Genomic DNA, 23,117 nt, shown 5'->3' with positions numbered 1-23,117 from the left:
GGACTGACCAAATGACGCTGCCGGCGCTCATCGCCAGCGACGTGGACGGCACCCTCCTCGGCGACCACGACGCCGTTACGCCCCGTACTCGCAACGCCGTTCGCGCGGCAGTCACCTCTGGAACCACGTTCATTCTGGCCACCGGCCGCCCGCCGCGCTGGGTGCAGCCCCTCGTCGACGACCTTGGGTTTGCGCCAATGGCGGTGTGCGCCAACGGCGCTGTCATCTATGACTCGGCCACTGACCGGGTGGTGTCCGCGCGCACGTTGCCGGTCGACGCGCTGGCCGAGTTAGCGGAGATCGCGACACGGGTCATCCCCGACGCGGGGCTGGCCGTGGAACGTATCGGGGTCAGCGCCCACGATACCGCGACGCCGCAGTTCATCAGTTCGCCTGGCTACGAGCATGCCTGGCTGAACCCGGACAACACCGAGGTGTCGATCGAAGACTTGCTGAGCGCGCCCGCCATCAAGCTGCTGATCCGCAAGGCGGGCGCCCGCAGCGACGACATGGCCGCCGCACTGGCCAAACACGTTGGCTCCCAAGGAGCTATCACGTACTCCACGAACAACGGGCTGATCGAAATCGTGCCGCACGGCATCACCAAGGCCAGCGGTGTGGAGGAGATCGCCGGCCCGCTGGGCATCTCACTCGACGACGTGGTGGCGTTCGGCGACATGCCCAACGATGTGCCGATGTTGGTACGGGCCGGCCATGGCGTAGCGATGGGCAACGCCCATCCGGAGGTGCTGGCGGTGGCCAACGAGGTCACCACGTCCAACACCGACGACGGCGTCGCCCGAGTACTGGAACGCTGGTGGCTTTAACCGACCGGCTCTAACCGGTCTTAGTGCGTCGCGCTCATCGGCCGCGAGAACCGCTCGAGTTGGACGGGCGGTCCGCTGGCCGCCGGTGGCGGCAGTTGCTCCGCCACGCCGTCGATGACCCGGACCACCGTTGCGGTTTCCCGGTCGAAGTTCAACGTTCCGTGCTGGAAGTTCTGCTTGACCCATTGCGGCTCTTGGATTTCGGCGCTGGTGGGCAAGCCCAGCGCACCTCGCTCATAACCCAATGAAGCCCAGGCCTCGTAGATCGCGCCGGTGAGAGGCTCGGCGCCGGTCTCCGGCGACCAGTACATCGCTCCCTTGTCGAAGGTGGCGTAGCGCGCGGAGCCGGCCCCGGTCGCTTCGGGGGATGTCGGCGCGCCCAGCGCGCTGTTCATGCCGCCCATCTCCTGCCAGCGCGCGTAGATGGCGCCGCCTTCCAGTGACGCGGCGACGTCGTCGGGGCCGGGGGCATCGTTGAAATGCGCTGCGATTTCCCGGATTTTGTCGAGCAGCGCATACACCATGTTGCCCGGACAGGCGGTGGGGCCGACGTCGCGGTGGCTGAAGATGACCGGCAGGGTCAGAGCGGCACCCCCGGGGACGCGGGTGTATTCGCCTCCGGCCGAGGACAGCGTTGCGGTGCCTTTCGGGTTGACGTGGTCCAGCCCCAGCCGCCAGCCGAGCAGCCGGCCGATGGTGCGCAACTGGATCGACGTCGGCGGCACGTCCTCGAAGTCGCCGATCATCGCCACCCCCCAGGTCTCGCGGTTGAATCCGCCGGTGTGGGAGCCCTCGACCGGTTTGGTGATCCCGCCGGCGCGACCCTCGAACACCTGGCCGTACTTGTCGACCAGCGCGTTGTAGGCGATGTCGCACCAGCCCAACGTTTTGGTGTGGTAGGCGTAGATTTCCCGCACGATCTCGGCGGAATCCTCGGGGGAGTAGTCGTTGCTGCCGGCCGTGTGGTGCACGATCGCCGCGTGGATTCCGTTGTCGTACACCGGATTGCCGCACCGCATCGACTCGTCGGCGCCCCATTGGGCCCGGCTGATGATATTGGGTGGCTGCCCGGGCGCCAGCACCGCGGTCGGCGGATTCCACTGGGTGTCTGCCGGCGCCTGCGGCGGGGAGATCAAGACGGCCGAGACGTTTTGGGGCAGCGGCTGTTCGACGGTGGCTGGCACATACCCCAGACCAGTCGGAGCGTGGCGCGGTGGAGGCGACGTCACCGGCGCGCCGGGCGGGCGGGTGATCGCGATCTGCACGGTCGTGGTGCGGCCGACGAATACCGGCTCGGTGCCGCGCGGGCCGCGTGCGGCTTCCGCCGATCCGTCACGGCCGCCCGATTCCAGCGCCTCGGTCCCGTACCAGGGACCCCAGGACCCGTCGGCGCGCTTGGCTCGCACCCGCGCCGATGTTCCGGTCAAGTCCCCGCCGGTCAAGGCGACCATGGAAAACGGTGTGGACTGGGTGATTTCACGGACCGTGACCCCACCGCCCACCCCGATCAGCGGCTGCTGGGCGACGTGGGCGTCGGTAGGTCGCGTCGGCGCCTCGCCGCGGCCCGAGTCGAGCGCCCAAGGCAAGATCACGGCGGTGGCCACGACGGCGCTGAGCAACATCGTGGGTGCGGGGCGGCGGCACAGCACCAGATGATGTTACGTATGTGTCTTCTGTTGCTAATGATTCGACACGGGGAATTTGTCAACAAAGCACGGCAACGGCACCGCAGAGTCTTGGCCTTGGGGCGCCCCCAGGCCCAGGTCCACTCTGCGGTGCCGTCTGGTGACAGGTTCTTATGCCACCCGCGCCGCGTCAGGCCCCCGGCACTGGTGCCGGTGGAACCGGCAGGGCAGCAGCCGGTGCCGCTGCACCCGCGTTGGCGCCTTGGACTGCCTGCATGATCGAGGGCATTACCATCCCCTTGATCAGGTCGATGGCCTGGCTGGCTCCCAGCTGGTTGGCGGTGCTCATCACATCACTGATGATTCCGCCGCTGCCACCGCCCGTGCTCGCCGCCGGTGCCGCACCTAACGACGGGTCGCCGAGGATCGGATAGGTGCCGCCCGCACCCGGGTCCAATCCGACGGGCGCGGTGATCGGCACCTCACCGGGAGTGGTCAGGCCCGGGCTGGTGAGGCCCGGGCTGAGGCCTGCCGGGCTGGTCAGCGACGGGTCGATGCCGGTCCCTGGGGTCAGCCCGGCCGGGTTGGCCAGGCCCGGCACTGTGCCGGGGCTCGTCAGACCTGGGCTGGTCAGACCGGGATTGGTCAGGCTGGGATCGGTCAGCCCCGGGGTGGCCCCCGGAGTGGCACCCGGCGTGGTGAGACCCGGTGTGCCCAGGCCGGGCGTGGTCGCCCCCGGCGTGGTCAGGCCCGGGGTCGTCGCACCCGGAGTGGTGAGGCCCGGTGTGGCCGTACCCGGTGTTGTCAGGCCGGGTGTGCCCAGGCCGGGTGTACCCAGGCCGGGTGTACCCAGGCCGGGTGCCGCCCCTGGCGTGGTGAGCCCCGGGCTGGTGAGCCCCGGGGTCAGTCCCGGAGTCGTGAGCCCTGGGGTGCTGGCAGGCGACATGCCTGCGCCGCTGAGGCTCGGCACCGGCGGCAGGTTGATCCCGAATTGCGACAGCCCCTGCGACAGCGCGGACATCAGCTCGTTGGGCAGGTCGGTCGTCATCGCGGCCCGCACGAATTCGCGGTGCGAAGGCGCGGGCTTGGCGTCGGCCGTCAATTCGGACACCGTGACATAAGCGAAAGGACTCGCGACTGCCAGCGCGGCGACTGCGCTCATGGCTGTCGAGAGCTTGCGTCGACGTCGGTTCGGCACGGAAGTCTCCTCAATCTGGACTATGTGGTGTTCGGCCGACTTGCAGGCGCAGCACGACATGAAGCCGACGTGATTGATGCTACTGCTGTGATTACTGAGACTGGTGTGACGATATCGAATCGTGAGGCAATCGCGACCTAGAACCAATAGTGGGGTGGACGACAACCCAGGCCGTTAATGCCGAGAGCGTGCCGGCGGCGCGCCCAAAGTGCCGCGCGCCGCCAATCGGGGTCGGGGCGCGCGGGTCAGATACCCTAGGCAACCGATGACCGCTCGTTTTGACCTCTTCGTCGTCGGCTCCGGATTCTTCGGGCTGACGATTGCCGAGCGCGTGGCCACCCAGCTGGGCAAGCGGGTACTGGTGATCGAAAAGCGTCCGCACATCGGCGGCAACGCCTATTCGGAGCCCGAGCCGCAGACCGGTATCGAAGTCCATAAATATGGGGCACACCTGTTCCACACGTCCAACACCCGGGTATGGGACTACGTGCGCCAGTTCACCGACTTCACCGGCTACCAGCATCGGGTCTTCGCGCTGCACAACGGGCAGGCCTACCCGTTGCCGATGGGCCTGGGCCTGGTCTGCCAGTTCTTCGGTAAGTACTACAGCCCCGACGAGGCTCGCCAGCTCATCAAAGAGCAGGCCGCCGAGATCGAGTCCGCCGACGCGCAGAACTTCGAGGAGAAAGCGATCTCGCTGATCGGGCGGCCGCTGTATGAGGCGTTCATGAAGAACTACACCGCCAAGCAGTGGCAGACCGACCCCAAGGAGCTGCCCGCGTCCACCATCACGCGGCTGCCCGTGCGCTACACGTTCGACAACCGCTACTTCAACGACACGTACGAGGGCCTGCCGGTCGACGGGTACACCGCGTGGCTGAAGAACATGGCCGCCGACGAGCGCATCGAGGTGCGGTTGGACACCGACTGGTTCGACGTGCGAGAAGAACTCCGCGGCGCCAGCCCGGATGCCCCGGTGGTCTACACCGGCCCGCTGGACCGCTACTTCGACTACACCGAGGGCCGGTTAGGTTGGCGCACTTTGGATTTCGAGGTCGAAGTACGCGACACCGGCGACTTCCAGGGGACGCCGGTGATGAACTACAGCGACCTCGACGTGCCCTATACCCGCATCCACGAATTCCGCCACTTCCACCCGGAGCGCGACTACCCCAGCGACAAGACGGTGATCATGCGGGAGTACTCACGGTTCGCCGATGACGACGACGAGCCCTACTACCCGATCAACACCGAAGCCGACCGCGCGCTGCTGGCCGCCTACCGGGCCCGGGCCAAAGCGGAGACCGCGTCGTCGAAGGTGCTCTTCGGCGGACGGCTGGGAACCTATCAATACCTGGACATGCACATGGCCATCGCCAGCGCGCTGAGCATGTTCGACAACGTGCTGGCACCCCACTTGCGCGACGGTAAGCCACTGGTGGACAACGACAAAGAGAGCGTACGCGCATGAGTGCTGCGGTGAGTCTGCTGGCCCGGGTGATTCTGCCGCGCCCGGGCGAACCGCTCGACGTGCGCAAGCTCTACCTGACGGAGTCGACGACCAACGCGCGGCGCGCGCATGCGGTGACGCGGACGACGCTGCAGATCGGTGCGGAGTCCGAAGTTTCGTTCGCCACGTACTTCAACGCATTTCCGGCCAGCTATTGGCGGCGCTGGAGCAGGTGCAAGTCGGTGGTGCTGCGCACGGAGTTGACCGGCACCGGGCGCGTCGACGTCTACCGCACCAAGGCCACCGGTGCGCGGATCTTCATCGAGGGCCGCGGTTTCGAGGGCAGTCCGGAGCAGCCGGCGGCACTCGAATTCAATGTGGGGCTCGACCCTTTCGAGGACGGGGGGTGGATCTGGTTCGACATCACCACCGACACCGACGTCACGCTGTGCAGCGCAGGCTGGTACGCGCCCGAGCCGGCGCCGGGTGTGGCCAACATCGCGGTGGGAATCCCGACTTTCAACCGGCCCGGCGACTGCGTCAACGCCCTGCGGGAACTGACCTCGGACCCGTTGGTGGACAAGGTGATCGGCGCGGTGATCGTGCCCGATCAGGGCAAGGCAAAGGTCCGCGACCACCCCGATTTCGCTGCTGCCGCCGCCGCGCTGGGCAACCGGCTGTCCATCCACGACCAGCCCAACCTGGGTGGCTCCGGCGGCTACAGCCGGGTGATGTACGAGGCGCTGAAAAACACTGACTGCCAGCAGATCCTGTTCATGGACGACGATATCCGCATCGAGCCGGACTCGATCCTGCGGGTGCTGGCCATGCACCGCTTCGCCAAGTCGCCGATGCTGGTGGGCGGGCAGATGCTCAACCTGCAAGAGCCGTCACACCTGCACATCATGGGCGAGGTGGTCGACCGGTCGAACTTCATGTGGACCGCAGCGCCCTACGCCGAGTACGACCACGACTTCGCCAAATTCCCGTTGAGCGACAACAATATTCGCAGCAACCTGCTGCACCGGCGCATCGACGTCGACTACAACGGCTGGTGGACCTGCATGATCCCACGCCAAGTCGCCGAGGAACTCGGACAGCCGCTGCCGCTCTTCATCAAATGGGACGACGCTGACTACGGGTTACGCGCCGCCGAGCATGGCTACCCGACCGTCACGCTGCCCGGCGCCGCCATCTGGCACATGGCGTGGAGCGACAAGGACGACGCAATTGACTGGCAGGCCTACTTCCACCTGCGTAACCGGCTGGTGGTCGCGGCCATGCACTGGGACGGCGACATCATTGGCCTGGTGCGCAGCCACCTCAAGGCAACGCTGAAACACCTTGCCTGCCTTGAGTATTCGACTGTAGCGATCCAGAACAAGGCAATCGACGACTTCTTGGCGGGCCCGGAGCACATCTTCTCGATCCTGGAAACAGCTCTGCCGGAAGTGCACCGCATCCGCCAGGCTTACCCCGACGCTGTCGTGTTGCCTGCGGCCAGTGAGCTGCCGCCGCCGGCGCAGAAGACCAAGCCGATGAAGCCGCCGGTGCATCCGCTGGCCGTCAGCTACCGGCTGGCCCGCGGCACCCTGCACAACCTCACCCAGGCCGACCCGGCGCATCACCAGCGCCCGCAGCTCAACGTGGCGACGCAGGACGCCCGGTGGTTCCGGCTGTGCATGCTCGACGGCGCCACGGTGACCACGGCCGACGGCCGCGGCGTGGTCTACCGGCAGCGCGACCGCGCCAAGATGTTCTCGCTGTTGTGGCAGTCGCTGCGCCGTCAGCGCCAGCTGGCCAGGCGGTTCGACGAGATGCGCCGGACGTACCGCGAAGCGTTGCCGGTGCTGTCCAGCAAGCAGAAGTGGGAGACCGTGCTGCTGCCTGCAACACCCAAAACGCCGGCACATGGCTGAGGTGGGCGCGCCGCGCGGGGAAGTGGCGGCGGTGGTGGCGGTCCAGTCGGCGCTGGCCGGCCGACCCGGTGTGCTGGCCGCGGCCCGCGGGCTCTCCCACTTCGGTGAGCACAGCATCGGCTGGCTGGGGGTGTCGCTGCTCGGCGCGGTCCTACAACCGCAGCGGGCCCGGGCCTGGCTGCTGGCCGGAGTCGGCGCCTTCGCCGCGCACGCGGCTGCGGTGCTGATCAAGCGGCTGGTGCGCCGGCCGCGTCCCGACCACCCGGCTGTCGCGGTCAACGTCGGCACCCCGAGCCGGCTGAGCTTCCCGTCGGCGCATGCGACGTCCACCACTGCGGCGGCCATCCTGCTGGCTCGAGCCACCGGGATCCCGCTGCCTGCCCTGTTAGTGCCGCCGATGGCGTTGTCGCGGATACTTCTGGGCGTGCACTACCCCAGTGACGTGGCCATCGGCGTTGCAGTCGGCACCGCGGTCGCGGCGGTTGCCGTGCGGGCCGACACACGGTTCAACGGCGGGTCGGGCGATGAGTGAGGACGTGGCACCCGTGACCGGGCCCCCGGCGAACCTGATCGTCGGCGTGGTCAAGGCGATCCGCCCGCGGCAGTGGGTGAAGAACGTGCTGGTGCTGGCCGCTCCGCTGGCGGCGGCGGGCCGTGGCATGCACTACAACTACGTCGACGTGTTGGGCAAGGTGGCGGTGGCGTTCGTGGTGTTCTGCCTGGCGGCCTCGTCGGTGTACCTGATCAACGACGCCCGCGACGTCGAAGCCGACCGCGAGCACCCCACCAAGCGGTTCCGGCCCATCGCTGCCGGCGTGGTTCCCGAGTGGCTGGCGTACCTGCTGGCGGCGGTGCTCGGGGTGGCGTCGTTGGTGATCGCCTGGTGGCTGACGCCGAACCTGGCGCTGGTGATGGCCGTCTACATCGGCATCCAGCTGGCCTACTGTTTCGGGCTCAAACACCAAGCCGTGATCGACATCTGCATCGTGTCGTCGGCGTATTTGCTGCGGGCGATCGCGGGCGGCGCCGCGGCCGATATCCCGCTCTCCCAATGGTTTTTGCTGGCCGGCGCATTCGGCTCGCTGTTCATGGTTGCCGGCAAGCGCTACGCGGAGCTGGTGCTGGCCGAACGCACCGGCGCCAAGATCCGAAAATCGCTTGAAACCTACACCAGCACCTACCTGCGGTTCGTGTGGACGATGTCGGCCACTGCGGTGGTGGTGTGCTACGGGCTGTGGGCGTTTGAGCGCGACGGCTACTCCGGCTCCTGGTTCGTGGTGTCGATGGTGCCGTTCACCATCGCGATCCTGCGGTACGCGGTCGACGTCGACGGCGGGCTGGCCGGCGAACCCGAGGACATCGCGCTGCGTGACCGGGTCTTACAACTACTGGCGCTGGCGTGGATAGGAACAGTCGGTGCTGCTGTTGCGTTCAGCTAGTCCCCGCGTCGCCGCGGCATCCCCCGGACCAACGGCGCTGTGGCGGCCCCGTTTTGCGTACGACGCCACGGTGCGGATCAGCCTGTGGGTCAGCGTGGTCGTGGTGGCGGTGTTGTTCGGCTGGGGCGCCTGGCAACGACGCTGGATCGCCGACGACGGCCTGATCGTGCTGCGCACGGTGCGCAACATGCTGGCGGGTAACGGGCCGGTGTTCAACGTGGGCGAGCGGGTCGAGGCCAACACCTCGACCGCGTGGACCTTCTTGTTGTATCTGGGCAGCCTGGCCGCCGGGCCGATGCGTCCGGAATACGTGGCGTTGGCGTTGGCCTTGGCGCTCAGCATGATCGGGGTGGTGCTGCTGATGCTCGGTGCGGGCCGGCTGTATGCACCGAGCCTGCAGGGACGGCGGGCGGTCATGCTGCCGGCCGGGGCCCTGGTCTACATAGCGGTGCCGCCGGCGCGCGACTTCGCCACCTCCGGTTTGGAGAGCGGGCTCGCGCTGGCCTACCTGGGTTTGCTGTGGTGGATGCTGGTGTGCTGGTCGCAAGCGCTGCGGGTCCGCCCGGAGGGGCGGGTGTTCACCGCGGCGCTGGCCTTCGTCGCCGGGTGCAGCGTGCTTGTGCGTCCCGAGTTGGCGCTGATCGGTGGTGGCGCGCTGATCATGATGCTGATCGCCGCCCGCGGCTGGCGGCGACGCGCCCTAATAGTGGTCACCGGCGGGCTGTTGCCGGTCGCCTACCAGATTTTCCGGATGGGCTATTACGGGCTGTTGGTGCCCGGCACCGCGCTGGCCAAGGACGCCGCCGGCGACAAATGGCCGCAGGGCATGATCTATCTGGCGAATTTCAACCGGCCTTACCTGCTGTGGGCGCCAGCGATGTTGTTGCTGGCTCTGGGCCTGCTCCTGTATTCCACCCGCACCGAACCATGGTGGATTCGCCGCAAGGCACCCCTCGGTTACGGCGGGTTGGCCCGTGCGGTACAAAGCCCGACGGCCGTGGTGATCTTCATCGTCGTCAGCGGCCTGCTGCAGGCGCTGTACTGGATACGCCAGGGCGGCGACTTCATGCACGGCCGGGTCTTGCTGACACCGATTGTCTGTTTGGTGGCGCCGGTGGCGGTGGTCCCCGTGGTGTTTCCCGACGGCACCAGGTTCTCCCGGGAGACCCGCTACGTGCTCTCCGGCGCCGTGAGTGCGGTGTGGCTGGCGGTCGCGGGCTGGTCGCTGTGGGCGGCGAACTCGCCGGGCATGGGCGACGACGCCACCCGCGTCACCTATTCGGGCATCGTCGACGAGCGCCGGTTCTATGCGCAGGCCACCGGGCATGCCCATCCGCTCACTGCGGCCGACTACCTGGACTACCCGCGGATGCGTGCCGCACTGGTCGCGATCAACAACACGCCCGGCGGGGCGTTGTTGCTGCCGTCGGGCAACTACAACCAGTGGGACATCGTTCCGGCGGCCCCGCCGCCACCGGGTACCGCGCCACCTGTCGAAAAAGGGCCGCACACAGTGTTTTTCACCAACATCGGCATGGTCGGGATGAACGTCGGGCTCGACGTCAGGGTGATCGACCAGATCGGATTGGCGAATCCGCTCGCGGCGCATACCGCCCGGCTGAAGCATGGCCGAATCGGGCACGACAAAAACCTGTTCCCCGACTGGGCGATCGCCGAAGGCCCGTTCGTGGGCGTTCCGCCGTATCTGGACGCGGCCTGGGTCGAACAGGCCCGTGCGGCGCTGAAATGCCCAGCGACCCAGGCGGTGCTCAACTCGGTGCGCGCACCGATGGGCCTGCATCGGTTCATGTCGAACTTCGTGCACTCCTACCAGTTCACCAAGTACCGCATCGACCGGGTTCCGCTCTACGACCTCATCCGGTGCGGTCTGGAAGTGCCCGAAACCGGTGCGCCGGTGGACACCGGCTTCCCGGCGGCCGGGCCGTAAGCGCCGCGGGACAATGCTGACGGCTGCAGCGGCCGCCGACGACTTGCCGAATCGCGCTGAGGCGGGCAAATCGGGTTATGCGTGCGATCTGGGACCGCTGTGGCACAAGTGACTGTCGCGACTCAAGGTGCATCCGCAGAAATTTTTTCCACGGCTCATCGGCAGCGCCGGCCCGGCCCCACGCATTGCCGGCCAGCAACGCTGCATTCAACCTCTCACCGGCATGCAACCCGCTGTGAGCACATGCTGTAACGCCGCCGCCGGACGCGACGATGCACCGGATGACCTTGGCGGACAGCCCGCTATGCAGTGCCATCCGACAAGAGCGATCCGCCCAACGTGTGGTTGACTACACGGGCACAGCTGCGCCTGGAGCTCACCGGGCCGTGCCATGATGCAGTCCGACCTCCGAAAGGATGGGCCGAACAAAGGATGAGGAAACAGGAATGAGGCTTGTTGACAGGTTTCGCGGCGCGGTACAGGGAATGTCGCGCCGGCTCGTGTTCGGGGCCGTTGCTGCGGCCTTGCTGCCGGGTGTGATCGGTGTCGCCGGGGGTTCGGCGACCGCTGGGGCGTTTTCCCGTCCCGGCCTGCCGGTCGAGTACCTGATGGTGCCGTCGCCGTCGATGGGCCGCGAGATCAAGGTCCAGTTCCAAAGCGGTGGGCCGAACTCGCCGGCGGTCTACATGCTGGACGGTCTGCGCGCCCAGGACGACTACAACGGCTGGGACATCAACACCCCCGCCTTCGAGTGGTACTACCAGTCCGGCCTGTCGATGGTCATGCCGGTGGGTGGACAGTCCAGCTGGTACACCGACTGGTACAAGCCTGCTTGCGGTAAGGCCGGCTGCCAGACCTACAAGTGGGAGACCTTCCTGACCAGCGAATTGCCGCAGTGGTTACAGGCCAACCGGCAGGTCAAGCCGACGGGCAGTGCTGCGGTCGGCCTGTCGATGGCTGCGGCGTCGGCGCTGAACCTGGCGAACTATCACCCGGCTCAGTTCGTCTACGCCGGCGCGATGTCGGGCCTGATGGACCCCTCGCAGGGGATGGGGCCGTCGCTGATCAACTTGGCGATGGGTGACGCGGGCGGCTACAAGGCTGCCGACATGTGGGGTCCGAAGGAGGACCCGGCATGGCAGCGCAACGACCCGCTGCTCAACGTCGGCAAGACGGTCGCCAACAACACCCGCCTATGGGTCTACTGCGGTAACGGCAAGCCGTCAGACCTGGGCGGCGACAACATGCCGGCGAAGTTCCTGGAGGGCTTCGTGCGCACCAGCAACATCAAGTTCCAGGACGCCTACAACGCCGCAGGCGGTCACAACGCAGTGTTCAACTTCCCGGACAACGGCACGCACAGCTGGGAGTACTGGGGTGCGCAGTTGAACGCCATGAAGCCTGACCTTCAGCGGACGCTGGGCGCCACACCCAACACCGGTGCACCCGCGGCCGGTGCCACCAACGCCGCCGCTACTGCCAGCCACGGCTAAGCGCGGAATTGCACGACTGACGGCGGCGACCCTTCCGGGTCGCCGCCGTTAGTCATTTCTGCCCATCCGCGCCCACGGCGTGTGGTTCACTACCTTCCGGGACGGGGCCGGGGTCCGTGCGAAACAAGTGAGGTGGACATGAGGGTTGTGTCGACGCTGCTGCGAGTGCTGTGGGCCGCTGTGCTGACACTCGGGTTGTGGGGCATCGGTGCGACACACCTCGGGACGGCCCGCGCCGCGGGCTACGAGACGCTGATGGTGCCGTCGGCGGCGATGGGCCGCGACATCCCGGTGGCATTCCTGGGCGGGGGTCCCCACGCCGTGTATCTGCTCGACCCGTTCGACGCCGGCCCCGACGTGAGCAACTGGGTGACCGCGGGCAACGCGATGAACACCCTGGGCGGTAAGGGCATCTCGGTGGTCGCGCCCGCCGGCGGGGCGTTCAGCATGTACACCAACTGGGAGCAGGACGGCAGCAAGCAGTGGGAGACCTTCCTGTCCAGCGAGCTGCCCGACTGGCTGGCGGCCAACAAGGGCCTGGCCCCCGGTGGGCACGCCGCCGTCGGCGCTTCACAGGGCGGATACGGCGCGATGGCGCTGGCCTGCTTCCACCCCGACCGGTTCGGCTACGGCGGATCGCTGTCGGGATTCCTGTATCCGTCGCGTACCGACGAGAACGGCGCCATCGTCGCCGGCATGGCGCAGTTCGGCGGGGTGGATGCCTACGGCATGTGGGGTGCGCCGCAGCTGGGCCGGTGGAAGTGGCATGACCCTGACGTGCACGTCGGCATGCTGGTGGCCAACAACTCTCGCGTATGGGTCTACAGCCCGATAGGCGGTGCCAGTGATCCGGCCGCGATGATCGGTCAGGAGGCTACAGCGGCTGGCAGCGGCAAGTTCTTCTACCAGGACTACCGCAATGCCGGCGGCCACAACGGACACTTCGAATTTGGTAGCGGCGACAACGGCTGGGGGTCGTGGAGCGCCGAGTTGGCCGCGATGTCCGGCGACATCGTCGGCGCCATCCGCTAACACCTGCCGCACCCGGAGCCGGTGCGGCGAGCCGGTACCGTGAAGGAGTCCAGCAGCCGGTACGACGGCCATGCACGGCCGACGACATCCGACCGACTCTGCTAGCGGGAGAACATGGTTAAGAGATCGCGGGGTAATTCCCAGCGCAGGCGCCACCGCGTCCTCGCGTTGATCGCCGCCGCTGCCGTGGCCCTTGTCGTGGCGTTGGTCATCACCGTCGTGGTGGTGCTCGTCCGGCAGCGCCAGGGCCCGCCGAGCGCGGTGCCGCCCAGCATCGTGCCACCGCCCAGCACGTCGGGCCGCGCGCACAAGCCGCGTCCGGCGTTCCAGGACGCCAGCTGCCCCGACGTGCAGTTGCTCTCCGTTCCGGGTACCTGGGAGTCGTCGCTGCAGCTTGATCCGCTGAACCCGGTGCAGTTTCCGAAGGCGTTGTTGCTCAACGTCACCGGCCCGATCACCCAGCAGTTCGACTCCAGCCGGGTCGAGGTGTACACGGTTCCCTACACCGCGCAGTTCCATAATCCGCTGAGCGGCGACACGCAGATGTCGTACAACGACAGCCGCGCCGAGGGCACCCGCGCGGCGGTCAAAGCCATCACCGACATGAACGACAAGTGCCCGTTGACCAGCTACGTGCTGATCGGCTTCTCGCAGGGGGCAGTGATCGCCGGCGACATCGCCAGTGACATCGGCAACGGCCGCGGACCCGTGGATGACGACCTGGTGCTGGGCGCGACGTTGATCGCTGATGGTCGTCGGGAGCAGGGCGTGGGTAAGGACATCGGCCCGAATCCCCCGGGCGAGGGGGCCGAGATCACCTTGCACGAAGTGCCGGTACTCGAACAGCTGGGCTTGACCATGACCGGCGCGCGGCCAGGCGGTTTCGGCGCCCTCAACAACCAGACCAACGAGATTTGCGCGCCCGGGGACCTGATCTGCGCCGCACCGCAGGAGGCGTTCAACATCGCGAACCTGCCGACAACGCTGCAGACCCTGGCCGGCGGCGCCGGACAGCCGGTGCATGCGATGTACGCCACAACGCAGTTCTGGAATCTCGACGGGCAATCGGCCACCGAGTGGACCTTGAACTGGACGCACGACCTGATCGAGAAGGCGCCGCACCCCAAACACGGATGACGCACCCACGCACCGCACCGATAACAGTTCGATGACGCGGTACCTTCTGATTTGGCCCGGGACAGGGCGCCCCTTAACATGACGAGAGTTTAAGAGAAAAATAAGAACACTGTGCTCGGCATGGTCGGGGTCGACGCGGTGCAGACGGAGGCGAGTGGTCTGTACCATCTGTGAGGTTTAGCGTTCGCGGTGAGCGACGCGGGCGAAGCGTGCGGCCGACCGCCGGGCCAAACCGACGTTTGAAGCTTCTGACAGGAGACTGGCATGGCGTACCACAACCCGTACATCGTTGACGGACACATCAGGTTTCCTGACAACACCAACCTGGTGATGCACGTCGAACGGTGGGCCAAGGTGCGCGGCCCGCGAGTCGCCTACCGATTCTGGGACTACTCCACCGAACGCGACGGCGTCGCCCGCGAAATATCGTGGGTCGACTTCGCGGCCCGCAACCGCGCGGTGGGGGCACGGCTGCAGCAGGTCACCAAACCCGGCGACCGTATCGCAATCCTGTGTCCGCAGAATCTGGACTACCTCGTCGCCTTCTTCGGCATCTTGTACGCCGGGCGGATCGCGGTGCCGCTGTTCGACCCGGCGGAGCCAGGTCACGTGGGCCGGCTGCACGCGGTGCTCGACGACTGCAGCCCGTCGGCGATCCTGACCACCAGCGACTCCGCCGAGGGGGTCAACAAGTTCTTCCGCACGCGCCCGGCCAAGGAGCGCCCCCGCGTCATCGCCGTCGACGCGGTGCCCAACGAGGTCGCCGCCACGTGGGAGCCGCCGCTCGACACGAAGTTCGACACCATCGCCTACCTGCAGTACACCTCCGGCTCCACCCGGGTGCCGACGGGTGTGGAGATCACGCACCTGAATCTGGCCACCAATGTGGTCCAGGTGCTGAATTCCTTTGACGGGGAGGAAGGCGACCGGGGTGTGACCTGGCTGCCGTTCTTCCACGACATGGGCCTGATCACGATTTTGCTCACGCCGGTGCTCGGTCTGTCGCACACGTTCATGACGCCGGCCGCGTTCGTGCGCCGGCCCATCCGCTGGCTGCGTGAGCTGTCCCGCGTCGACGAGGACTACCCCGGCGGGGTCTATTCCGTCGCACCGAATTTCGCGTTCGAGCACGCCGCGGTGCGCGGCGTCCCGAAAGACGGCGAGCCGCCGCTGGATCTGAGCAACGTCAAGGCGATCCTCAACGGCAGCGAGCCGATCTCGGTGGCGTCGATGCGCAAGTTCAACGAAGCCTTCGCCCCATATGGCTTGCGCGACACCGTGATCAAGCCGGCCTACGGTTTGGCCGAGGCGACGCTCTACGTCTCGAGCACTCCGACCAAGGAGGCGCCGACCGTCATCTACGTCGACCGCGACGAGTTGAACAGCCACCGTTTCGTCGAGGTCGATCCGGACTCGCCGAAGGCCGTCGCGCAAGTGTCTTGCGGCAAGATCGGTCTGGACGAATGGGCGGCGATCGTCGACGTCGATACGGCCAGCGAACTGCCCGACGGACAGATCGGCGAGATCTGGCTGCACGGCAAGAACATGGGCATCGGCTACTGGAACAGAGAAGCGGAGACGTCTGAGACCTTTAAAAACATCCTCAAGTCGCGGACCAACCCGTCGCACGCCGAGGGTGCTGCCGACGACGCGTTGTGGGTGCGCACCGGCGACTTCGGCACCTATTACAAGGGCAACCTCTACATCACCGGCCGCATCAAAGACCTCGTCATCATCGACGGCCGCAACCACTACCCGCAGGACCTGGAGTTCTCGGCGCAGGAAGCCAGCAAGGCGTTGCGCACCGGTTTCGTTGCCGCTTTCTCGGTGCCGGCCAACCAACTGCCCCAGGAGGTGTTCGACAACCCGCACTCCGGGCTCACCTACGACCCGGACGACACCTCCGAGCAGCTGGTGATCGTCGCCGAACGCGCCCCCGGCACCCACAAACTCGACCCCCAGCCGATCAGCGACGACGTCCGCGCGGCGATCGCCGTCCGGCACGGGGTAACGGTGCGCGACCTTCTGTTGGTGCAGGCCGGCACGGTGCCGCGGACCTCCAGCGGCAAGATCGGGCGGCGCGCCTGCCGTGCCGCCTACATCGACGGCAGCCTGCGCCGTGGCATCGCATCACCAACCGCTTTCGCTGACCAAGGCTGACGAGCATGCCCGACACCGACATCGACACGCAAGAGACCCCGGCAGCCGAAACCCCTTCTGCGCGCACCGATATGACAGTCGCCGAGATGCGGCGGTGGCTGCGCGAGTGGGTGGGCCACGCGACCGGCAAGTCGCCGGACTCCATCGACGAATCCATCCCCATGGTGGAGCTAGGTCTGTCGTCGCGCGACGCCGTGGCGATGGCCGCCGACATCGAAGACCGCACCGGGGTCACCCTGTCGGCCACCGTGGCGTTCCAGCACCCGACCATCGAGTCGCTGGCCACCTACATCGTCGAGGGCGAACCCGAGATCGCAGCGGCCGACGACGACGAGGACTGGTCGCGCCTGGCGCCAACCGACCGAGTCGACATCGCGGTGGTGGGGCTGGCCACCCGTTTCCCCGGCGACATGGACGCCCCGGAGGAAACCTGGCAGGCGTTGCTGGAGGGCCGCGACGCGATCACCGACCCGCCTGAGGGCCGCTGGTCGGAGTTCCTCGACGAGCCGCGCATCGCCGAGCGGGTCGCCAAGGCGCGCACCCGCGGCGGCTACCTCAAAGACATCAAGGGCTTCGACTCGGAGTTCTTCGCGCTGTCGAAGACCGAGGCCGACAACATCGACCCGCAGCAGCGCCTGGCGTTGGAGCTGACGTGGGAGGCGCTGGAGCACGCTCGCATCCCGGCCTCGAGCCTGCGCGGCGAGGCGGTCGGGGTGTTCATCGGCGCCTCGGTCACCGACTACGCCTTTTTGGCGATGTCTGACCCGACGGTCACCCACCCGTACGCGATCACCGGCAACGCCCACTCGATCATCGCCAACCGGGTGTCCTACTTCTACGACTTCCACGGGCCGTCGGTGGCTGTGGACACCGCGTGCTCGAGCTCGCTGGTCGCCGCCCACCAGGCGGTACAGGCGCTGCGCAGCGGCGAGTGCGACGTGGCCGTCGCGGGCGGGGTGAACGCGCTGGTCACCCCGGTGATCACGGTCGGGTTCGACGAGGTCGGCGGGGTGCTGGCGCCCGACGGTCGGATCAAGTCGTTCTCCTCCGACGCCGACGGCTACACCCGCTCTGAAGGCGCCGGCATGCTGGTGCTCAAGCGGGTCGACGACGCCCGCCGCGACGGCGACCAGATTCTCGCCGTGATCGCCGGCAGCGCGGTCAACCACGACGGGCGCTCGTCCGGTCTGCTGATCCCCAACCCCGACGCGCAGGCCGACGTGCTGCGCCGCGCCTACAAGGACGCCGGCATCAATCCGCGCACCGTCGACTACATCGAGGCGCACGGCACCGGCACCATCCTCGGCGACCCGATCGAGGCCGAGGCGCTGGGCCGCGTCGTCGGCAAGGGTCGCCCCGCCGACAAGCCGGCGCTGCTGGGCGCGGTGAAAACCAACATCGGACACCTGGAATCAGCGGCCGGGGTGGCCAGCCTGGCCAAGGTGGTGCTGGCGCTGCATCACGACAAGCTGCCGCCGTCGATCAACTACGCCGGGCCAAACCCGCACATCGACTTCAACGCGGTGCGCCTGAAGGTCGCTGACACGGTCAGCGACTGGCCGCGCTACAGCGGGTACGCGATTGCCGGGGTGTCGAGCTTCGGATTCGGCGGCGCGAACGCGCACATGGTGTTGCGTGAGGTGCTTCCCCGCGATGTCGTGGAGCGCGACGAGCCTGAGACCGAGCCGGAAGACAAGGCGCAGACCAACGGACAACCAGAGACGGTCGCCCCCGCGGAGGGCCGCTTCGACGAGTTCGGCGGGTTCATCGAGGAGCATCCGGCCGCATTCGAGGAGCCCGAACTGCCCGGGCTGACCGACGAGGCGAAGCGGCTCAAAGAGGTTGCTCTGCAGGAACTCGCTGCTTCTGAGCCGCCGACTCCGCTTGTGCCGCTTGCCATTTCGGCGTTTTTGACCTCGCGCAAGAAGTTGGCCGCTGCGGAGCTGGCCGACTGGATGGAAAGCCCTGAAGGACAGGCGTCGTCGCTGGAGTCGATCGGGCGGGCGCTGTCGCGGCGCAACCACGGTCGTTCGCGTGCGGTGGTGCTGGCCCGCACTCATGAGGAGGCCATCAAGGGTCTTCGCGCGGTCGCCGAGGGCAAGCAGGCGCCGAACGTGTATGCCGCCGACGGGCCGGTCACCAGCGGGCCGGTGTGGGTGCTGGCCGGCTTCGGTGCCCAGCACCGCAAGATGGCCAAGAACCTGTATTTGCGCAACCCCGTGTTCGCCGAGTGGATCGACAAGGTCGACGCGTACGTGCAATTCGAGCGCGGCTACTCGATCGTCGAGATGATCCTCGACGACTCTGTGGATTACGGCATCGAGACCACCCAGGTCACGATCTTCGCGATCCAGGTCGCGCTCGGTGAGCTGCTCAAGCACCACGGCGCTCGGCCGGCCGCGGTGGTGGGCCAGTCGCTCGGTGAGGCGGCCGCGGCCTACTTCGCCGGCGGGCTGTCGCTGGCCGACGCCACCCGCGCGATCTGCTCGCGCTCGCACCTGATGGGCGAGGGCGAGGCGATGCTGTTCGGCGAGTACATCCGGCTGATGGCGCTCGTCGAATACTCGGCCGACGAGATCAAGACGGTGTTCTCCGACTTCCCGGACCTGGAGGTGTGCGTCTACGCCGCTCCCAACCAGACCGTCATCGGCGGGCCCCCGGCGCAAGTCGACGCGATCATCGAGCGCTGCGAAAAAGAGGGCAAGTTCGCCCGCAAGTTCCAGACCAAGGGCGCCAGCCACACCTCGCAGATGGACCCGCTGCTCGGTGAGCTGTCCGCCGAATTGCAAGGCATAGAGCCGCATCCCATCACGATCGGCTACTTCTCCACCGTGCACGAGGGCCGCTACATCAAACCCGGCGAGACCATCCACGACGTCGACTACTGGAAGAAGGGCCTGCGGCATTCGGTCTACTTCACCCACGGCATCCGCAACGCCGTCGACAACGGGCACACCACGTTCCTGGAGCTTGCGCCCAACCCGGTCGCGCTGATGCAGGTGGGCTTGACCACGGCCGCTGCGGGTTTGCCTGACGCGCAACTGATTCCAACGCTGGCGCGCAAGCAGGACGAGGTCGACTCGATGACGCAGGCGATGGCCCAGCTATACGTGCACGGCCACGACCTCGACATGCGCACCCTGTTCACCCGCGCGTCTGGGGCCGGAGGCCCCGAAGATTTTGCAAACATTCCGCCGACGCGGTTCAAGCGCAAAGAGCACTGGCTGGATGCGCGCTTCTCCGGCGACGGCTCGGTGATCATGCCCGGCACCCACGTCGGACTGCCCGACGGCCGCCATGTGTGGGAGTACGCGCCGCGCGGTGGTGAGACGGATCTGGCCGCGTTGGTGAGAGCGGCTGCGGCGCAAGTGCTTCCGGACGCGCAGCTGGTCGCATCTGAGCAGCGGGCGGTGCCCGGCGAGGGGGCCCGGCTGGTGACGACGCTGACCCGGCATCCCGGTGGGGCGTCGGTACAGGTGCATGCCCGCATCGACGAGTCGTTCACCTTGGTCTACGACGCCCTGGTGAGCCGTAGCGGTCAAGCGGCGGTGTTGCCGATGGCGGTCGGTGCCGGCTCGGCCATCGCCTCGACAGTGACTGCGCCGTCGGCCCCTGTCGAGGAAGAGCACGAAGCCGAAACCCTGCAGGACAGTTTGACTTTGCGCAACATGCCGGCCGGTTTCACCAAGTGGTCGCCGGATTCCGGTGAGACCATCCACGACCGGCTGGCCACCATCGTCTCGGCGGCCATGGGATACGAGCCGGAAGACCTCCCGTGGGAGGTGCCGCTGATCGAGCTCGGCCTGGACTCGCTGATGGCCGTGCGGATCAAGAACCGCGTCGAGTACGACTTCGACTTGCCGCCCATCCAGCTGCAGGCCGTGCGGGACGCCAACCTCTACAACGTCGCGAAGCTGATCGAGTACGCGGTCGAGCACCGAGACGAGGTGCAGCAGCTCCACGAGTACCAGCGGACCAAGAGCGCCGAGGAGATCGCCGAGGAACAGGCGCGGCTGCTCAGCGGCGCGACGCCGACCACCGCGGCGGCACCGGCGCCGGATCCGCAAGCGCCGCCGGAAACTCAGGCGGAGCAGCCGTCGGCGCCTGCCGCCGATGTGCCGCCACCGCCGCCGTCGGATCAGCCTGCGGGCCCGGCGAAGTCGGCGGACGCCTCAGCGCTCAACCAGCAGGCCGTCGCCGAGGCGCTCGGTTCTGACGTGCCGCCGCGCGACGCCGCGGAGCGGGTCACGTTCGCGACGTGGGCGATCGTCACCGGCAAGTCACCGGGCGGCATCTTCAATCCGCTGCCCAAGCTCGATGACGCCGCCGCCGAAAAGATGGCGCAGCGCCTGGCCGAGCGCGCCGACGGGCCGATCACCGCCGAGGACGTCAAATCCGCCGAGACCATCGAGGCGCTGGCCGAAAAGGTGCGTGAGCACCTGGAGGCCGGGCAGGTCGACGGGTTCGTCCGCACCCTGCGGGCCCGGCCCGAGGGCTCCTCAAAGATCCCGGTGTTCGTGTTCCACCCGGCCGGCGGGTCGACGGTGGTGTACGAGCCGCTGCTCAACCGGCTGCCGGCCGACACACCGATGTACGGCTTCGAGCGGGTCGAGGGCAGCATCGAGGAACGCGCGATGCGCTACGTGCCCAAGCTGGTGCAGATGCAGGGCGACGGGCCGTTCATCCTCGCGGGCTGGTCGCTGGGCGGCGCGCTGGCCTACGCCTGCGCGGTCGGCCTGAAGCGGCTAGGTTGCAACGTGCCGTTCGTCGGGCTGATCGACACCGTGCGCCCGGGCGAGGAGATCCCGCAGACCAAGGAGGAGATCCGCAAGCGCTGGGATCGCTACGCCCGCTTCGCCGAACGGAACTTCAACGTGACGATCCCCGAGATCCCGTACGAGCAGCTCGAGCAGCTCGACGACGAGGGCCAGGTGAAATTCGTGCTCGATGCGGTCAGGGCCAGCGGCGTGCAGATCCCCGGCGGGATCATCGAGCACCAGCGCACGTCGTACCTGGACAACCGGGCGCTGGACACCGTGCAGATCCAGCCGTACGACGGTCACGTCACGCTGTACATGGCCGACCGCTACCACGACGACGCGATCATGTTCGAGCCGCGCTACGGCATCCGCCAGCCCGACGGCGGCTGGGGCGAATACGTGTCCGACCTGGAGATCGTGCACATCGGTGGCGAGCACATCCAGGCCATCGACGAGCCGTACATTGCGAAGGTGGGAGCGCATATGACCGAGGCGCTGGGCAGGATCGAAGCCGAACAGAGGGCCCGCAAGTGAGCACGAAGACCACCGCCGAGCTACTGGCTGAACTCCGCGAAAAGCTGGAACTGGCCAAGGAGCCCGGTGGAGAGAAGGCTGCCGCCAAACGCGACAAGAAGGGCATCCCGAGCGCCCGCGCGCGCATCCACGCGCTGCTCGACCCGGGCAGCTTCCTGGAGACCGGCGCGCTGTGCCGCACCCCGGGTGACCCCAACGCGTTGTTCGGCGACGGCGTCGTCACCGGGCACGGCACCATCAACGGGCGCCCGGTCGGCGTGTTCTCCCACGACCAGACCGTGTTCGGCGGCACGGTCGGAGAAATGTTTGGCCGCAAAGTCGCTCACCTCATGGAGTGGTGCGCGAAGGTCGCCTGCCCGATCATCGGCATCAACGACTCCGGCGGCGCGCGCATCCAGGACGCGGTCACCTCGCTGGCGTGGTACGCCGAACTTGGTGCCCGCCACGAACGGCTGACCGGCCTGGTTCCCCAGATCTCGCTGATCTTCGGCAAATGCGCTGGGGGAGCAGTGTATTCACCGATCGAGGACGACCTGATCGTGGCAGTGCGCGACCAGGGCTACATGTTCGTCACCGGTCCCGACGTGATCAAGGAAGTCACCGGCGAAGACGTCACACTCGACGAGCTCGGCGGCGCCGATGCCCAGGCCCGTTACGGCAACATCCATCAGGTCGTCGACTCCGAAGCCGCAGCGTTTCAGTACGTGCGTGACTTTCTGTCGTTCCTGCCGTCCAACTGCTTCGACGAGCCGCCGATCGTCAATCCCGGCCTGGAGCCCGAGATCACCCCGCACGATCTCGAGCTGGATGCGATCGTGCCGGACAACGACAACACGGCCTACGACATGCACGAGATCCTGCTGCGGCTCTTCGACGACGGCGACTTCCTCGACGTCGCAGCGCAAGCCGGGCCGTCGATCATCACCGGTTTCGCCCGGGTCGACGGGCGTCCGGTCGGCGTGGTCGCCAACCAGCCGATGGAACTCGGCGGGTCGATCGACAACGAGGCCTCGGACAAGGCGGCGCGGTTCATCCGGTTCTGCGACACGATGAACCTGCCGCTGATCTTCGTCGTCGACACCCCGGGCTTCTTACCCGGTGCCGAGCAGGAGAAGCGCGGAATCATCAAGCGCGGTGGCCGTTTCCTGTACGCGACGGTGGAAGCTGACGTGCCGAAGGTTACGATCACCGTGCGCAAGTCCTACGGCGGCGCGTACGCGGTGATGGGGTCCAAGCAGCTGACCGCGGACTTGAACTTCGCGTGGCCGACGGCGCGGATCGCGGTGATCGGCGCCGAGGGTGCGGCGCAGCTGCTGATGAAACGCTTCCCCGACCCGAACGCGCCTGAGGCGCAGGCGATTCGGCAGAGCTTCATCGAGAACTACAACCTCAACATGGCCACCCCGTGGATCGCCGCCGAGCGCGGGTTCATCGACGCGGTCATCGAGCCGCACCAGACCCGGCTACTGCTGCGTCGAGCCCTGCACCTGTTGCGCGACAAGCAAGTTCAGCACGTCCAGCGTAAGCACGCCCTGATCCCGATCTAAGGGCGAGCAGACGCAAAAGCCCCCATTTCGTGCCGAAATGAGGGGCTT

14 protein-coding genes are annotated in these 23,117 nt (G+C 67.3%); 12 read left to right on the top strand and 2 right to left on the bottom strand.

Annotated features, from left to right (window positions below):
- Positions 1–11 precede the first annotated feature (11 nt).
- Positions 12–827, top strand: coding sequence for a Cof-type HAD-IIB family hydrolase (locus G6N15_RS07725; RefSeq protein ID WP_083088714.1), 816 nt, complete (start codon positions 12–14; stop codon positions 825–827).
- Between the two features lie 20 nt (positions 828–847).
- Here the strand turns inward: G6N15_RS07725 and G6N15_RS07720 are convergent, their stop codons facing one another.
- Together G6N15_RS07720 and G6N15_RS07715 are read right to left on the bottom strand one after the other, a co-directional pair.
- Positions 848–2,476, bottom strand: a complete 1,629-nt coding sequence (locus tag G6N15_RS07720; protein WP_083088713.1) for an N-acetylmuramoyl-L-alanine amidase — start codon at positions 2,474–2,476, stop codon at positions 848–850.
- 166 nt (positions 2,477–2,642) lie between these two features.
- On the bottom strand, positions 2,643–3,650 hold the full coding sequence (locus G6N15_RS07715; RefSeq protein WP_083088731.1) for a hypothetical protein: 1,008 nt from the start codon (positions 3,648–3,650) through the stop codon (positions 2,643–2,645).
- Positions 3,651–3,915: 265 nt separating this feature from the next.
- Here G6N15_RS07715 and glf point away from each other — a divergent pair, with 265 nt between their 5' ends.
- The 11 genes from glf to G6N15_RS07660 all read left to right on the top strand — a co-directional run bounded on the left by glf (position 3,916) and on the right by G6N15_RS07660 (position 23,069).
- The gene (gene glf / locus G6N15_RS07710; RefSeq protein ID WP_083088712.1) at positions 3,916–5,121 is read left to right on the top strand and encodes a UDP-galactopyranose mutase; all 1,206 of its coding nucleotides are present in this window, start codon (positions 3,916–3,918) and stop codon (positions 5,119–5,121) included.
- Positions 5,118–7,019, top strand: a complete 1,902-nt coding sequence (locus G6N15_RS07705) for a glycosyltransferase (RefSeq protein ID WP_083088711.1) — start codon at positions 5,118–5,120, stop codon at positions 7,017–7,019. Before glf ends, G6N15_RS07705 begins: the two co-directional genes overlap by 4 nt.
- Positions 7,012–7,551 carry a phosphatase PAP2 family protein gene (locus G6N15_RS07700; protein ID WP_083088710.1) on the top strand — a complete coding sequence of 180 codons (540 nt, stop codon included), beginning with the start codon at positions 7,012–7,014 and terminating at the stop codon, positions 7,549–7,551. The genes G6N15_RS07705 and G6N15_RS07700 overlap by 8 nt, the downstream gene beginning before the upstream one ends.
- Complete coding sequence (locus tag G6N15_RS07695; protein WP_083088709.1) at positions 7,544–8,458, top strand: decaprenyl-phosphate phosphoribosyltransferase; 915 nt, start codon at positions 7,544–7,546, stop codon at positions 8,456–8,458. Before G6N15_RS07700 ends, G6N15_RS07695 begins: the two co-directional genes overlap by 8 nt.
- A gap of 37 nt (positions 8,459–8,495) precedes the next feature.
- On the top strand, positions 8,496–10,406 hold the full coding sequence (gene zomB / locus G6N15_RS07690; RefSeq protein WP_139797913.1) for a flagellar motor control protein ZomB: 1,911 nt from the start codon (positions 8,496–8,498) through the stop codon (positions 10,404–10,406).
- Between the two features lie 446 nt (positions 10,407–10,852).
- Positions 10,853–11,899, top strand: coding sequence for a diacylglycerol acyltransferase/mycolyltransferase Ag85A (gene ag85A / locus G6N15_RS07685; protein WP_083088708.1), 1,047 nt, complete (start codon positions 10,853–10,855; stop codon positions 11,897–11,899).
- Positions 11,900–12,037: 138 nt separating this feature from the next.
- The gene (locus G6N15_RS07680) at positions 12,038–12,931 is read left to right on the top strand and encodes an alpha/beta hydrolase-fold protein (protein ID WP_083088707.1); all 894 of its coding nucleotides are present in this window, start codon (positions 12,038–12,040) and stop codon (positions 12,929–12,931) included.
- A 114-nt stretch (positions 12,932–13,045) separates the two neighbouring features.
- Positions 13,046–14,068, top strand: a complete 1,023-nt coding sequence (culp6, locus tag G6N15_RS07675) for a carboxylesterase Culp6 (protein ID WP_083088706.1) — start codon at positions 13,046–13,048, stop codon at positions 14,066–14,068.
- A gap of 264 nt (positions 14,069–14,332) precedes the next feature.
- A complete protein-coding gene (gene fadD32, locus G6N15_RS07670; RefSeq protein WP_083088705.1) occupies positions 14,333–16,228 on the top strand; it encodes a long-chain-fatty-acid--AMP ligase FadD32 in 1,896 nt (631 codons plus the stop codon).
- A 71-nt stretch (positions 16,229–16,299) separates the two neighbouring features.
- Entirely contained in the window at positions 16,300–21,522 is a 5,223-nt protein-coding gene (pks13, locus tag G6N15_RS07665; protein ID WP_372506513.1) for a polyketide synthase Pks13, read from the top strand.
- Positions 21,519–23,069: an acyl-CoA carboxylase subunit beta gene (locus G6N15_RS07660; RefSeq protein ID WP_083088703.1), complete on the top strand. Its 1,551-nt coding sequence runs from the start codon at positions 21,519–21,521 to the stop codon at positions 23,067–23,069. Before pks13 ends, G6N15_RS07660 begins: the two co-directional genes overlap by 4 nt.
- The last annotated feature ends 48 nt before the right edge of the window (positions 23,070–23,117 follow it).

Source organism: Mycobacterium noviomagense (genome assembly GCF_010731635.1).
GTDB lineage: Bacteria > Actinomycetota > Actinomycetes > Mycobacteriales > Mycobacteriaceae > Mycobacterium > Mycobacterium noviomagense.
Note: the sequence above shows the minus strand (reverse complement) of the source record. Positions and strands in the feature narration are given on the sequence as shown.